Source organism: Rhizobium gallicum bv. gallicum R602sp, assembly GCF_000816845.1.
In the GTDB taxonomy this organism is placed as follows: Bacteria; Pseudomonadota; Alphaproteobacteria; order Rhizobiales; family Rhizobiaceae; genus Rhizobium; species Rhizobium gallicum.
On record NZ_CP006878.1, the window covers coordinates 51,411 to 66,155 of the forward strand.

Genomic DNA, 14,745 nt, shown 5'->3' on the forward strand with positions numbered 1-14,745 from the left:
GGTCACCGCTTTAGGGGTCACGAACCCCTCGGCTCTCGATAATACCCTCCATGGCTTGCGCCGTCTCAGAGTCTGACGAAGCCTTCATCCACCACTGTGTTGCTGGGCGGGTGCCCCTACGCGCCGGCTCTGCGCGTCTCGTAGGGGAGGTCCGGTTTCCCCTGTTGGTTCGGCCGATTCGGCGACGGGAGGGTTGGCGGAGAAGAAGCAGACCGGAAACGATGCTGCATCTAGTTCTCGAATGGGATCAATTGCGCTAATGAACTTGATTTGGCTGCAGTTGGCACGTGGAAAGACCTCAGCGAGCGCCAAAAATATTCCCAAAGACAAATTCACCATCCCCACTCACCGCATAGTGGCGCTACTTGACTCACTTTTGATCGTCACCTCGGCGCCATTGACATTTGTGGCCGCCTTTCATCCGATTGCCCATTGAGCAAACTTTACAAGATAGCTTGCACTATTGAACTTTGTGGTCTAGCTTCTCTTGGCGCTCGACGAGCCTGACAGTCAGGCGAAATCCAAAAGGGGAGGAGAGTTCTGCGCGTTTCGCCTGAGGTGGCGATGGGCAGGTTGCCCGTCTTGTGGGCGAAAAGCGTCATATTCTCATCACGGCGAGGGGGTCGTGCGCGTGAATGACATTGTGTTTGCAACTGGGAGAGAGGCGACATGTTCGAATGCACATCGGCCGTCGTAAGAGGCAAATCGCAGCCGTTCGAAATTACAAAACTGGAGCTCGAAGATCCGCGACCCGATGAGGTTGTGATCGAAGTCGTCGGAGTTGGCGTATGTCACACCGACATAGTTGTTCGAGACCAATATTACCCGACACCGTTGCCTGCTGTCCTTGGACACGAAGGTGCGGGCGTTGTGCTCAAGGTCGGGTCCGCCGTAACTAAAGTGGTGCCCGGCGATCACGTGGTGCTAGCATTTGGTTCATGTGGCAAGTGTGAGAACTGCCAAAAAGGTGAGGCGGGCTACTGCCTCGAATTCTTCGGTTATAATTTTGGCGGCGGCCGGAGTGATGGTTCGACGCCTTATCACTGCTGCAACGGAGAGCGCGTCAGCGGTTGTTTCTTCCGCCAGTCTTCGTTCGGCACGCATGCACTTGCTACGGAGCGCAACGTCGTCAAGATCGATAAGAGTGTTCCGTTGGAAATCATGGGCCCTTTGGGGTGTGGCATCTCAACGGGCGCCGGCACGGTTATGAATGCGCTTCGCCCTGTTGCCGGGACAAGCATCGCAATATTTGGGGCCGGCTCCGTTGGTCTCGCCGCCGTTATGGCCGCCAAAGTTGTTGGCTGCATGACGATCGTAGCCGTCGATCTCAATGATGGGCGGCTCCAATTGGCGAAGGAGTTGGGAGCAACCCATGTGATCAACGGCCGGACCGGCGATGTCGTAAAAGCCATACAAGAATTGACTGGCGGACTCGGTGTCCAATACTCACTCGAGTGCACTTCTATCCCAGCAGTTTTCCGACAGGCCGTAGATTGCTTACGACTAACGGGAGTTTGCGCCCTGGTCGGAGCCGCTGCTCTGGGCACGGAAGTGACGTTTGACATGAACAACATTCTTTTTGGGCGCACCATTCGCGGGGTGATTGAAGGAGAAAGTGTACCTGACACCTTCATTCCTCAGCTCATCGAGTTGTGGAAGCAGGGACGGTTCCCCTTCGACAAGCTTATCGAGTTCTATGACCTCGACGAAATCAACGAAGCTTGTGCTGCCTCGGAGAGCGGCAAAGTACTGAAGCCTGTTCTGCGCCCGCGGAAGTCCGCCTGATTCCTACTTCATTGAATAGGAGCGAAGCCTATGAATTTTGACAGTGATTATACAATGACGATCGGCGGCGTGGCCGTTTCCGCCGCCAAGACCGCAGCTGTGCTCAACCCGGCGACCGAGGAGATCATCGCCCAGGTACCCTCTGCAGGCCGCGAAGAACTCGACGCGGCAGTCGTAGCGGCCCGCGCGGCATTTCCCGGATGGAGCAACAGGCCGCCAGCCGAACGCCAGGCGCTTGTGGCGGCGATTGGCGAGAGGCTAGAACAGCACAAGGAGGAGCTTATGCGCCTTCTAACTCGCGAACAAGGCAAGCCTCGTTCGGGAGCCGAATGGGAATTAACTGGCGCAATTATCTGGTGCCGCGAGATTGCTAAGCAAGAATTGCCTGTTCACATCGCCGAGGATTCGGCGGAACGCACCGTCGAAACGCGGCACGTTCCAATCGGGGTGGTTGGAGCGATCACACCGTGGAACTACCCAATTCTTTTGGCCATTTGGAAGGTACTACCCGCACTTCTTGCAGGTAACACCATCATCGTAAAACCATCACCATACACACCACTCGCCACGCTCAAGATCGGTGAGATGATGCGTGATGTCTTGCCTCCAGGAGTTCTCAACGTCGTATCCGGCGGGAATGAACTCGGGCAATTAATGACCAATCATCCCGACATTGGCAAAATCTCCTTCACAGGCTCCACCCAAACCGGCAAGCGCATCATGGAAAGCGCAGCCGGAACGTTGAAACGCATCACCTTGGAACTGGGCGGCAACGATGCAGCGATTGTTTTGCCGGATGTTGATCCTAAGGTGGTTGCCAAGGAAATATTCTGGGCGGCTTTTCAAAATAGCGCACAGCTTTGCGTTGCGGCGAAGAGACTATTTGTTCACGCCGACATTTATGACGCGTTGAGTCACGAACTGGTTGAGTATGCCAAGACGGTGAAGCTTGGAGACGGATCAGAGCAGGGCGTCGATCTCGGCCCAATTCAAAATAAAATGCAGTTCGAGAAAGTGAAAGATCTTCTTGCCGATGCTCGCGATAAGGGACTCAAGTTTCTGCTCGGCGGCGATGTACCGGAAGGCAAGGGTTATTTCGTGCCCGTTGCAATAGTCGACAATCCCCCCGATGATGCGCGGGTGGTCGTAGAGGAGGCATTTGGCCCCGTATTGCCATTGCTCAAGTTCTCGGATCTGGACGATGTGGTTGTGCGTGCCAACGACACAATCTACGGGCTCGGAGGGTCAGTTTGGTCGGCCGACCCCTCCGCTGCTCGCAAGATTGCCGAGCGGTTAGAATGTGGAACCATCTGGATCAACGAGATCCATGCCTTTTCACCGCACGCTACTTTCTCAGGGCACAAGCAGTCCGGTATTGGTGTGGAGAATGCGATCCAAGGGCTCTTGGAATTCACCAACGCACAAACGATCGTTACAAAGAAGGTAGCGACGGTAGCGTGAGATTCGTCCACCCACGGCATTTGTGTTAACCGCTCGGCGTCAGCAAAATAGGATTTATACCGTCACGTGAGCCGCCCGCCCGCGTGACGGCCAATTCCATAGGGCGGGTGTGATGTGGCGGTCGAACATCAACTGCGGTAGTTTTCACGCGACATTGTCGGTGCCTGCCGTAACCCCACTAATACTCACCGCGACAGGGCAACGAGCCTAGCTCTCTGCTTTCAAAGCATGCTTAACGCGGAGGATAGTGATCGCAACAGCTCCCACAACTATCGGAACAGCAACGAGCATAATCACCGGGTCGATATGGAACCCAGCGTGGACTGCTGTCTCATATATAAATTTCAGCAAGCTCAGCAGATAATAGCTGATTGCGATGATCGAAAAGCTTTCGACCGCGCGCTGGATCTTAACCTGCGTCGCCGCTCGATCCGCCATTGCCTGGATCTGCGTAGCGTTCTGGAATTCAATTTCGACCTGAATTCTGGTTTGTAACAGGTCGAGCAAGTGCATCGCAGCTCTTGATAACTGCTCGAGCCTCAACGCAGTTGCTTCGCAGGTGCGCACCGCCGGCTTGAATCGCCGCTCCACGAACGTACCGAAACGTTGATAACCTGGGACATGGGTTTCCCGTAAAAGCGCGATCCGCTCTTCAACAATTTTGGCGTAGGCAGCAGTTGCGCCGAACCTGTTTCTGGTCTCGGCGGTGGCCGAAATGATATGCGACGAGAGTACCGTAATCTCCTCAAGCAATTGCTTATGCTGATGAGCTGGCGTACTCAAGTTGCGATTGGTCAGCTGTACGAGGTCCGCGTCATATCCGCTGAGAAGAGGCGCAAGACGACGCGCCTCTGGCAATCCGAGCAGCGCCATTGACCTGTACGTTTCGATCTCAAAGATGCGACGTACCATGCGCCCCAGGCGATGTGCATTCAGATCCTTGTTGAACAGGATGATTCTACTTGAATTGTCCCCTCGAACGCGAAAATCGGAGCACACCTGGGCCGCCCCCCCGCCAATCGATGACGCGGCGGTATCGCCGAAGTCGAGGGCGTTCAGAACAGATTCCAGCTTTCCAGGCGGGTTCCCGAGGACAAGGATACTGACGTGGCAAACGAGGAGAGGAGAGGTCAATCCTGCCAGCCGCGCAAAATCACCTTCGGAGAGGTCTGGTTCTGGCCAACGCTCGGGGTCGGTATCTAATTTTCGGACCCGTGTGACCGTCACGAACTCGGTATGTCGTTCAACTCTGACTGAGATCCCACCGTCGGCTTCAAGGCTGTCATGGAACTCCTTGATCGCTCCATCTAAAGGCATGAAAGCAACCTGCTCAACGATCGCGGGACCGTCGAAATAAATGGACGGTCGAGCGTGAAGCTCGGAGTTAAAATCTGCTGTCTCTGGTTTGCATGCAGCTGGACTGGAGACACGCGGTGCTGGGACGGATGTCGTTGGGGAAGCTTCTTCTTCTGCGCCCTTTGAAGTCACGTCGATCTTCCCCATTTTCAAAAGCACATGAATTGGCGATCCTATATGAAGCGGATGCAATCAACTTGAAAGCCCCCCGCGGGTGTAAAGGATTCTTTGATCCGGTAGTCCTCACTTCAAAAGGTCGCAGTACGCTCAGGCTTCTCACAAAAGGTCGCTTCGTCGCGCCAATTCTCCCCTCTGAGCACGCTTCATTTCTATCTGGTCCGCGAAAAGCCTCTCAGTCACTTGGAAAGATTGATCAAGGTGGTCCTCTGCTCGGCGGTGAGCGGCCGGACCTCGTGGTTCTGCAAGAGCAAAAAGAGCTTCGCCGTTTCCTCCAACTCCTCTGTCGCGTACTGGGCGTCCTTTAGGGACTTGCCCGCGACGACAGGTCCATGGTTTGCCATCAACACCGCATGATGGTTCGCGGCGGCGGCTCCCACCGCCGCCGCGAGCGCTTCGTCGCCGGGAGGAAAATACGGCACGAGCGGCAGGAAGCCGATACGCATTACATAGTAGGCGGTCAGGGGCGGCAGAACGTCGCGCTCGTTGACCTGCTTCAGCAAGCTGACGGCAACCGAATAGGTTGAATGCAGGTGGCCGACGGCTCGGCGATTGTCCTTGCCGCAATACATGCACTTGTGGAGGAACGCCTCCTTGGTGGGCTTGTCACCTCCGACATGCACGCCTTCCGCCGAAAAGCAGGAGAGTCGCGCTGGATCGAGCACGCCCAGCGAAGCGTTGGTGGGCGTCATCAGAATGCGACCGTCCGACAGACGGACGCTGATGTTGCCAGTCGATCCTGCGGTCAGCCCGCGGTCGAAGAGCGAGCGGCCGACCTCGACCATCTCGTCGCGTACCTTCGTCTCTTCGGATATGGAGCCCATCATCGTAGCCGGTCCCAAGCGTCCATGAAGAAGTCCCGTTCGCCGAAGTTGCCCGACTTCAACGCGAGCGACAGAGGTCGCCCCTGGCTCTTTGCGTGTACCCACGGAACTCCGGGGGCGATTTCGTTGCCAATCGAGAGCTGGTCGACGCCGAGCGACTTCACCACCGCTCCCGACGTCTCGCCGCCGGCGACGATAAGTTCGCTCACACCCTTCTCGACGAGCCTTCGCGCGATTGAGGAGAGGGCGGCCTCGACCATCTCGCCGGACTGCGCGACGCCCAGCTGGCGTTGGTTTTCCTTCACCTCGTCAGGCGGAGCCGTCGCATAGATGAGAACAGGCTTGCGGCCCAGCCGGGACGACGCCCACTCGACGGCCTCGCCGACGACGTCGCCTCCCCCCGCCAGCTTCGAGACGTCGACGCGGAAACCCTCGTGGTCGGCGAGCATCGCCTCCACCTGCCCGTTGGTCGCGACCGAGCAGCTACCGGAGACGACGGCTCTGTAGCCTTCGTCCAAGTCAGTCGTAACGGCAGCGTCGCGACTGTTCCCGCCTACAAGAAGAACACGGGCCAGCCCATATGCCAGGCCCGACGCCCCGGTGAATAGCACGAAATCCTTGAACGCCTGGGCAATCTCGACAAGGTCCTCGTCAGCCAGGGCGTCGACGACGACAATACGCGTGCCGTCGCCGCAAATGGTGGCGGCCCATTCGGCGATGGCGGACGCCCCTTGCCTCACCGTCTCGTAATAGCATCCGGTGATTTCGGCCCGCGACTGCGGCCCGAGCACGCGCAGCAGGTTCGCGTCTATCATCGGCGTCAGCGGATGATTGCGCATGCCCGACTCGTCCAGCGGCACGTCGCCGACGAACAGGTTGCCCTTGTAAACCGTCCGGCCGTTGGCAGGGAAGGCGGGGCAGGCGATCGTTATGGATTGGCCAAGCTCCGCAAGCATCGCGTCGGCGACCGGGCCGATGTTGCCCTTCGCCGTGGAATCGAACGTCGAGCAATACTTGAAGTAGTACTTCTGCGCGCCACGGCCACGCAGCCATCGCAGCGCGACCAAGGACTGCTCTACCGCCATTTGCGGAGGTGTCGTTCGAGTCTTGAGGGCAACAACGATTACGTCGGCGTCAATGTCCCGGTCGTCTTCTGGAACGCCGATCAGTACCGTCGTTTTGAGGCCGGCGCGCGCGAAAATGTTCGCGACGTCGGTCGCTCCCGTGAAATCGTCGGCCACGCAGCCGACCAGCAAGTTTCCGGCGACCACCATGGATCACCTCATGATGAAGGGGTTGGCGACGTCTTCAGCAGTCGAGATCATCACGCTCTTCGTCTGCATGTAGTTCTGGATCGAGGCGATGCCATTCTCGCGACCGATGCCGGAGTGCTTGTAGCCTCCAAGGGGAGACATATAGCTGATGACGCGGTAGGTGTTGACCCAGACCGTACCCGCCTGGATGGCGGCCGAAACTTTCAGGATACGACGCATGTCCTGTGTCCAGAAGCCCGCGGCCAGCCCGTAATTGGTGTCATTGGCAATATGCACGGCTTCCTCATCGCTGTCGAAGGGGATGACCGCCAGAACCGGGCCAAAGACCTCCTCCTGCGCGATGCGCATGTCGTTGCGGACCCCGGAGAAGATGGTGGGTTCAACGAACCAGCCCTTGGACAGCTCGGGATTGTCCGGCCGCCCCCCGCCGAGAACGCATTCGGCACCTTCGCCTTTTGCGATGTCGATATAGCTGAGGATTTTCTCGAGTTGCGGCGGTGTCGTCACCGGGCCAACCTGCGTCGACGTCAATAGCGGATCGCCCATTCTCGCTGTTTTTGCGAGGTTGACGATCTTCTCGAGGAACTGGTCGTGGATCTTGCGCTGCACGAGCAGTCTTGAGCCCGCGATGCATGTCTGTCCGGTGGCAGCGAAGATGCCGGAGATCACCCCGTTCACGGCATTGTCGATCTCCGCATCGTCGAAGACGATGTGCGGGCTCTTGCCGCCGAGTTCAAGCGTAACCTTCTTGAAGTTGCGTGCTGCAAGCTCGCCGATCTTGCGCCCGGTGCCTTCGCTTCCCGTGAAAGCGATCTTGGCGACGTACTTGTGGGTCGTCAGCGTCTCGCCGACGTCCGCGCCGAACCCTGTGACGACGTTGAAGACGCCCGCGGGAAAGCCAGCCTGTTCAACGAGCTTTGCGAACTCAAGGGTCGAAGCAGACGTGAACTCCGAGGGCTTTGCCACGAAGGTGTTCCCTGCGGCGAGAGCCGGCGCCAGCTTGTAGGCGAGCAGCAGGAGAGGGGAGTTCCACGGCGTGATCCCGACGCAGACGCCGAGCGGCTCGTTTCGAGTGAAGTTGAAGGTGTCCGCCTTGTCGATCGGGATGACCGCTCCTTCGATCTTGTCCGCCAGCCCGCCGAAGTAGTAGTACCACTGCGGGATGTACTTGAGCTGAAACAGCATCTCGTTGATGAGCTTGCCGTTGTCCGTAACCTCGATCGTCGCGAGATGCTCCGCATTCTCGGCGATCAGGTCGCCAAGACGCCGAAGAAGATGTCCGCGGGCGCTCGCGGTGAGCTTCGGCCACGCACCGCTCGTGAAGGCGCCGTGCGCAGCCTCGACTGCTCGTTCCGCGTCCTCCCTGCCGCCCTTCGGAATAGCGGCCCAGGTCTGCCCGTTGAAAGGGTTCTTCGTCTCGAACGTGTCTCCGTTGGCAGCGTCTTCCCACTTTCCGTCGATGAACATCTTGTATGTCTGCATTGTCTTTCTCTCTTCTAGCATCCGAGTTGTCGGGCGAGGTCTTCGAGATCGTCGGCGACGTAATCCCAGCGCTGCTCGGCTGTGAGGTCGGTGGTCTGACCCTCGCCGTATTCGGTGGGTCGTGCGATGAATGCGGTTTTAAGGCCAAGGCTGCGCGCGGCGGCAAGGTCGTAATTGTGGGCAGCGCACATCATGACGGCCCCGGGCTCCAGATAAAGGAGTTTGCAGACCCCGAGGTAGGTCTCCGGATCGGGCTTGTAGTGCTGGAAAAGCTCGCAGGAGAACACGTTGTCCCAAGGCAAGTCGGCATGCTTTGCCATGTTGACGAGAATGGCGACATTGGCGTTGGACAGCGGGCCGATGATAAACTTCGACTTCAGCCGGTGCAGCCCGCGCGATGCGTCGGGCCAGCCGTCCAGGCGATGCCAGACCCTGTTGACGTGCATCATCCGGTCGTGCTCGAGTTCGGCCAGTCCCATCTCTGCGAACACTGCCTTCAAGGCATCGAAGTGGAGTTCGTCCAGGTTCGTCCACGGCAACTCGCCGCTGCGCACGCGCGCCTTCTGGGGATTGTAACGGTCTCGCCAGCGGTCGACGAGGCCGGCCCAGTCGATCTGCAGGCCCTCCGCCGCGCCCCAGGCGGTGAGATCGCGGATGATTGAACCCCGCCAGTCGACGACCGTGCCGAACGTGTCGAAGACAATGGCCTTGACGCTGCTAGTCATCTACCGGCCTCCTTCTTGTGGGACGAAACGCGCTCGAACGTTTCCACTCGCTTTTCGGCCACCCAGTCTCGAACCATCGCGTCAAAGCCCAGGAAGTGCGGCGTCTTCAGGTGGAAGTCGAAATCGGCTTTTGAACCGTAGACTTCATAGAGGTAGGTGCGCTCCGGCCGCTCAGGGTCGCGACAGACATCGAAGACTTCGCAGTTCGGTTCGTCGCGCAGCGACGTCGCCGCATTCTCGGTCATCGCCGAATGGAAATTATCGGCGAATTGGGTTCGAACGACGAATTCTACGACTACGACAAAGCCTGTGGATGCCGAACTCATGCGACCTCCTTGCGGACGGCACCTAGAGCGCCGATCACGCTGCGCGTCATCTCCGCGCAATTGGCGCTCCCGCCATACTCCATGGGAACCGCGGTCTTGGTCGACAGGGTGCGCTCAACCGCCGCCTCGATCAGCCTGGCGGCGTCAGCAAGCCGCTGCTCGCCGTGCTTCACCGCCAGCCAGTCGAGCATCATCGCGCCCGACAGAAACATTGCGCTTGGATTGGCGACGCCCTTGCCCGCGATGTCGGGAGCGGTCCCGTGTGCCGGCTGGAATAGGCCGTGGGTATCACCGATGTCCGCCGAAGGGGCCATCCCCATGCCGCCAATCAGGCCGGCCGCAAGATCGGAAAGTATGTCGCCGAACATGTTCTCGGTCACCAGAACGTCGAGCGTCCAGGGCTTCTTCACCATGTTGAGCGCCAGCGCGTCGACATAGGCATAGTCCTTCTGCAACTCGGGGTGCTTCGCGGCGACCTCGTCGAAGACCTTCCGGAAGAAAGCCATCGAACTGAAGACATTCGCCTTGTCGACGCAGGTCACCGTGCCGGGCTTGCCGCGGCGTTTGCGCTGCGCGGCCAGCTGGAAAGCGAATTCGGAAACGCGCTCGGTGCCGGCCCGCGTGATCTGCATCGTGTCGTAGGCCTCCTGGTCGTTCAGGACCTCGCCACGGCCACGCGCATAAAACAGGCCTTCTGTCTGCTCGCGGACCAGCACGAAGTCGATTCCTTCGGCGCGAGGATCGGAAAGCACTTTCGGGAGACCGGGAAACCACCGGATCGGACGGACACCCGCAAACAGGCCGAACTCCATGCGCAGGTCGAGCTGCGGAATGATTTCCGTTCCGTCCGGGAAGCGGATGTCGGGCCAGCCCATCGCGCCGAAGAGGATTGCGTCGGATGTCCGGCAGGCCTCGAGCGCGGCGGCGGGCAGGGCCTCGCCGGTCTCCGCGTAGTGCTGCGCACCGGCCTGATGCGTCTCGAACACGAGCGGTGGCGCGCCCGCCTGGCCGACCGCGGCGTCGATCAATTCCAGGCATGCAGGCATGACTTCCCTGCCGATCCCGTCGCCGGGAAGGACTGCGATCTTGAGAGTGTTGTTCAACGATGACATTTGAAACCTGTCCTAGAGGTGGTTGAGGCCGAGGCGCTCGAGGAGGTCAAGCAGTTCCTTGCCTGCCCGTTCCCGGTGCGCCTTGTGAATGTTTCGTGCCTTTTCGCGGTCGCCTTCGCGGATTGCTTGCACGAGTTCTGCATGTTCGCGGGTTGAGTTAACCGGCTTGGGACGCATCTTCAGCGTCACCATCCTGACGCGATGTGCGCGGTCGATGAAATTGAGGACGACCGACTTGAGCATCTGGTTGCCGCCAAGTTCGAGCAGTTGCTCATGAAATCTCGCGTCCGCCTGCGCCCAGCGCTCCAAGTCATCTTGCGAAAGCGCATGGTCCATGTCGGCCGTCGCCTTTTCGAGACCCCGGAGTTGATCCTCGGAAAGCTGGCGGCTGGCGGCCAGCTCTGCTGCCGTACTTTCCAGCGACGTCAGGATTTCGTAAATTTCCTTCATGTCAGAAATAGAAATCGGCAGGACCCGCATTCCATGCCTCGGGATCACCGAGACAAGTCCGTCCTGCTGGAGGCGCATGAGCGCCTCCCTCACGGGCGTCCGGCTCATTCCCAACTGGGACGCGACTTCCTGTTCGGTTGCCTGGTAACCGGGTGCCCACTTGTTATCCAGGATGAGCTGCCGCAACCGAAGGTGCGCTGTCGCGGTCATTGTTTTCGCGAAGGCGTCCTCTTTGATCTCGGAGACCGGTGCTGTCTGTTTCCTGGTCGGCATTTTCTTTCCCTTCAAGCAGGCTGATTTCTCAGGAGCCTACATATTTTCGCCAGCTATGTTCAGGCTGGTATCCGAGAACGCTCTTTGCTTTGTCGATGGACAGCAAGGTTTCGTTCTTCCCGATCTGCTTCTTGAACGAGACCCCCGGATACCACGTCCTGACGAGTTCCTCGTTGGAGGTGGTCATGACCCCATCGTCGTTTGCGATGATGAAGACCTCGGCACCTTTGCCGCTCCACTCGAGCGAGCGTCGGATCGCCTGTGCCCCGTCGCGGGCGTCGATATAGGTCCAAAGGTTGAAGCGTCTGCTGCCAGGGTTCTGCTCGAAGGCCGGGAAGTCGGCATACTCGCTCTCATCCATAACGTTGGAGAAGCGTAGGCAAACGATCTTGAGCTGGCTGTCCCATCGGCAATACTGCTTTGCCATCTCCTCGCCGAGATGCTTCGAGAGGGAATAGGACGTTTCCGGGCGCGACTGGTAATTCTCGTCCGCCGGCAGATAGTCAGGCTTGATCTCGTAAGGAATGCCGAGCAGGGTCTCGCTCGACGCCCACACGATGTTCTTGATGCCGAGCAATCGGCATGACTCGAAAACATTGAAGGTCGAGATGGTGTTGACCCGGAAAACGTCAGCAGGTGCAACTCGTCCCGGCATCGGCACAGCGGCCAGATGCACGACGGCTTCAGTGTTGCGATTGTGGTCCCAATCAAAGCCACTGATCGCCTCGATCGTGGCGCGCATGTCCTCGAAATCGACCTTGACGAAGGGGCAGAGGTTTTCTGGCGGCGCGATCGTATCCGCGTTGATGACGTCGTGGCCGCTCTCAACCAGATGCTTGATCGTGGCTCTACCCAGTTTGCCGCTGCCGCCTGTTACTAAAACTCTCATATCGTAATACCTCCGTAGAACCTTCCAGGTTAGCGGCTTCGGCCGACCGCCACAGCCAGGATGATGAGCATTCCGCGCGCGATGAGCTGCTGGCTGTAGTCGAGGCCGCCAAGAATAAGACCGTTGTTGATGACACCGATGAGCAGGGCGCCGACGATGGAACCGATTACGGTGCCGCGTCCGCCGAATAGGCTGGTGCCGCCGAGAACCACGGCTGCGATGACAGATAGCTCGTCGCCTTCGCCAAGCTGGAAGCGTCCAGACTGCAGGCGTCCAGCATAGAGCATGCCCGCGATCGCAGCGGCCATCCCCGTCAGTAGCAGCACCTGGAACTTGATTTTCCGGACATCGACGCCGCTGTAGCGAGCTGCGATCGAGTTTCCGCCTGCCGACATGACCTTGCGGCCGAACGGTGTCTTGCGGAGCGCGATATGGGCGATGATACCCAGAATGGCGACCCAGACAACGAGGACGGGAACAGGGCCGATGTTGCCGGAACCAAAGATGAAAATGAACGTGTCGTTGATGATCGGAACAGGCGAGGTGCCACTCACCCACATTCCGACCCCTCGCGCGATCCCCATCATGCCGAGCGTCACCAAGAACGACGGGATGTTGAGATAGGCAGTCAGGCCGCCGTTTATGGCGCCTACCAGCAGCCCGAGGCCTAAGCCCGCGAGAATGCCGGGGAATAGACCATACTGGCTCAGCACCAGGCCAGCGACCACCGACGACAGTCCCGCAATGGCTCCGACGGAGAGGTCGATCTCGCCCGCCGAGAGAACGAACGACATTGCCATGGAAACGATGGCGACGATCGCAGTCTGCCGCAGGATGTTGAGCAAGTTGTTCGAAGATAGGAATCCGCGATCCTGCAGCAGGACGGCGAAGACGATGAAGATGACGACGAAGCCGATGTAGACGACGTAGTCGCGCCAGTTGCTGTGCCACGGCCGCATGTGGGTTGCTGCATCCGCCTCTGTATTCAATGTCTTGGCTTCAGTGGACATTTTGAGTTGCCTTCTGAATTGCGACCTGCAGACCGAGTTCGGTGCGGATCAGCGGAGATTGGGTTTCGTCGCCGGCAGTCGTGGCCCAGCTCTCGATTTCGTCGCGCTCGATTTCGCGCGCGAGTCTTCCGTTGTTCATGACAAGGATGCGGTCGCTCGTTGCCAGAAGCTCGGCAGGTTCCGACGAGATGACGATGACGGACTTCCCGGAGGAGGCGACGGTCCGAATGAGTTCTACGATCTCGGCCTTTGAACCGATGTCGACGCCTGCTGTCGGTTCGTCGAGAATGACAACCGAGGGATCAACCGCCAGCCATTTGGCGATAACGATCTTCTGCTGGTTGCCGCCTGAAAGGTTCCTGACCTTGTTGTCAGCGGACGGCGTCTTGATCCTCAGTTGCTTGATGAGATCGGAGGTCAGCGTCCCCTCGCGTCGACGGTCGATGAAGGGACCGCGGACGAGCTGACCGATCTGCGGCAGTCCAAGATTGTCGCCGACGCTGTGCTCGACAACCAGACCTTCCTCGTGGCGGCTCTCCGGAACAAGCACGATGCCAGCCTTGATGGCATCCGAAGGCGACTTGAACTCAACGGCAGTGCCGCCGAGTTCTACGGTTCCCCCAGTTTTCTTATCGACGCCGAAAAGGAGGCGGGCAAGCTCGCTCCGGCCCGCGCCCATGAGGCCTGCTATTCCCACAATCTCGCCCTTGTGGACGTCGAAGCTGACATCGTTGGGTTTTCCCGAGGGGCCCGAAAGGCCACGTACGCTCAGCGCGGGTTTGCCGTTGCGATCAATGGGGCGCGCCTGGTATTGGAAGCCGGTGACACGCTTGCCGACCATGTGCTGCACGATCGAGTCGAGCGTGAATTCGGATGTCTTCCCGGAGGTCACGTTCTGACCGTCGCGCAGTATCGTGATCTCGTCGGCGATGGTCATGATCTCGGTCATGCGGTGCGAAACGTAGATCACGGCTGTTCCCGCCGCAGTGAGCTTCTTCAACATGCCGAACAGAGTGTCGGCTTCCTGTGCGCTCAGCGACGAGGTCGGTTCGTCAAGGATAAGGATCCTGGCGTCCTGGTGGATGGCCTTGGCGATTTCGGTCAGCTGGGCCTGACCGGGGCTGAGTTCAAAAACAGGTGTCCTCGGATCAACCCTGAGGTTGAGCTGGCCGATGATTTCGGCTGCCTGTGCGATTTCCCTGCGCTCGTCGACCAAGATCGACAAGCGTCGGGGCTCTCGGTTGAGGAAGATGTTCTGGGCGACCGAAAGGGTGGGGATAAGGCTGAGGTCCTGGAAGATCATCTCGATGCCGAGCCTGCGGGAATTCTCCGGAGAGCTTGACGACATGTGCTCGCCAAAAACCTCGATGGATCCCTCCGTGGGTGTGACCACACCCTGCAGGATCTTCAACAGGGTGGACTTGCCGGCACCATTTTCGCCGACCAGCGCATGGATTGTTCCGGTTTGGATCGCCAGGCTGACGCCGCGCAATGCGTGCACGCCGCCAAACGATTTCCTCACGTCGCTCATCCTGACGGCGACGACGGTTTCGGTGACTGCTTGAGTGTTCATGGTCGTTGTCCGCCGCTTTGGGACGGGG

At 58.9% G+C, this 14,745-nt stretch carries 14 protein-coding genes; 3 read left to right on the plus strand and 11 right to left on the minus strand.

Going from position 1 to position 14,745, the window contains the following annotated elements:
* The first annotated feature begins 193 nt into the window (after window positions 1–193).
* The 3 genes from RGR602_RS20335 (at window position 194) to RGR602_RS20345 (ending at window position 3,246) form a co-directional block, all read left to right on the plus strand.
* The gene (locus RGR602_RS20335; RefSeq protein ID WP_133939768.1) at window positions 194–436 is read left to right on the plus strand and encodes a hypothetical protein; all 243 of its coding nucleotides are present in this window, start codon (window positions 194–196) and stop codon (window positions 434–436) included.
* Between the two features lie 233 nt (window positions 437–669).
* Window positions 670–1,785, plus strand: a complete 1,116-nt coding sequence (locus RGR602_RS20340) for an NAD(P)-dependent alcohol dehydrogenase (protein WP_040113961.1) — start codon at window positions 670–672, stop codon at window positions 1,783–1,785.
* A 30-nt stretch (window positions 1,786–1,815) separates the two neighbouring features.
* Window positions 1,816–3,246, plus strand: coding sequence for an aldehyde dehydrogenase family protein (locus RGR602_RS20345; RefSeq protein ID WP_040113962.1), 1,431 nt, complete (start codon window positions 1,816–1,818; stop codon window positions 3,244–3,246).
* A 207-nt stretch (window positions 3,247–3,453) separates the two neighbouring features.
* On the opposite strand, the gene RGR602_RS20350 is transcribed toward RGR602_RS20345, so the two are convergent.
* The 11 genes from RGR602_RS20350 to RGR602_RS20400 form a co-directional block, all read right to left on the minus strand.
* Window positions 3,454–4,734: a DUF3422 domain-containing protein gene (locus RGR602_RS20350; protein WP_040114071.1), complete on the minus strand. Its 1,281-nt coding sequence runs from the start codon at window positions 4,732–4,734 to the stop codon at window positions 3,454–3,456.
* 224 nt (window positions 4,735–4,958) lie between these two features.
* The gene (otnC, locus tag RGR602_RS20355; RefSeq protein WP_040113963.1) at window positions 4,959–5,606 is read right to left on the minus strand and encodes a 3-oxo-tetronate 4-phosphate decarboxylase; all 648 of its coding nucleotides are present in this window, start codon (window positions 5,604–5,606) and stop codon (window positions 4,959–4,961) included.
* Window positions 5,603–6,877 carry a 3-oxo-tetronate kinase gene (gene otnK, locus RGR602_RS20360; RefSeq protein ID WP_040113964.1) on the minus strand — a complete coding sequence of 425 codons (1,275 nt, stop codon included), beginning with the start codon at window positions 6,875–6,877 and terminating at the stop codon, window positions 5,603–5,605. Before otnK ends, otnC begins: the two co-directional genes overlap by 4 nt.
* A 3-nt stretch (window positions 6,878–6,880) precedes the next feature.
* Complete coding sequence (locus tag RGR602_RS20365) at window positions 6,881–8,359, minus strand: aldehyde dehydrogenase (protein ID WP_040113965.1); 1,479 nt, start codon at window positions 8,357–8,359, stop codon at window positions 6,881–6,883.
* Window positions 8,360–8,373: 14 nt separating this feature from the next.
* Window positions 8,374–9,084 (minus strand): haloacid dehalogenase type II, encoded by a 711-nt coding sequence (locus RGR602_RS20370; RefSeq protein WP_040113966.1) that lies wholly within the window; start codon window positions 9,082–9,084, stop codon window positions 8,374–8,376.
* Window positions 9,081–9,410, minus strand: coding sequence for a putative quinol monooxygenase (locus RGR602_RS20375; RefSeq protein ID WP_040113967.1), 330 nt, complete (start codon window positions 9,408–9,410; stop codon window positions 9,081–9,083). The genes RGR602_RS20370 and RGR602_RS20375 overlap by 4 nt, the downstream gene beginning before the upstream one ends.
* Window positions 9,407–10,522: an isocitrate/isopropylmalate dehydrogenase family protein gene (locus RGR602_RS20380; RefSeq protein WP_040113968.1), complete on the minus strand. Its 1,116-nt coding sequence runs from the start codon at window positions 10,520–10,522 to the stop codon at window positions 9,407–9,409. Before RGR602_RS20380 ends, RGR602_RS20375 begins: the two co-directional genes overlap by 4 nt.
* A gap of 12 nt (window positions 10,523–10,534) precedes the next feature.
* The gene (locus RGR602_RS20385) at window positions 10,535–11,245 is read right to left on the minus strand and encodes a GntR family transcriptional regulator (protein WP_040113969.1); all 711 of its coding nucleotides are present in this window, start codon (window positions 11,243–11,245) and stop codon (window positions 10,535–10,537) included.
* Window positions 11,246–11,273: 28 nt separating this feature from the next.
* Complete coding sequence (locus tag RGR602_RS20390; protein ID WP_018328829.1) at window positions 11,274–12,134, minus strand: NAD-dependent epimerase/dehydratase family protein; 861 nt, start codon at window positions 12,132–12,134, stop codon at window positions 11,274–11,276.
* A gap of 29 nt (window positions 12,135–12,163) precedes the next feature.
* Window positions 12,164–13,144: an ABC transporter permease gene (locus RGR602_RS20395; RefSeq protein ID WP_040113970.1), complete on the minus strand. Its 981-nt coding sequence runs from the start codon at window positions 13,142–13,144 to the stop codon at window positions 12,164–12,166.
* A complete protein-coding gene (locus RGR602_RS20400) occupies window positions 13,134–14,717 on the minus strand; it encodes a sugar ABC transporter ATP-binding protein (protein WP_040113971.1) in 1,584 nt (527 codons plus the stop codon). The genes RGR602_RS20395 and RGR602_RS20400 overlap by 11 nt, the downstream gene beginning before the upstream one ends.
* Window positions 14,718–14,745 lie beyond the last annotated feature (28 nt).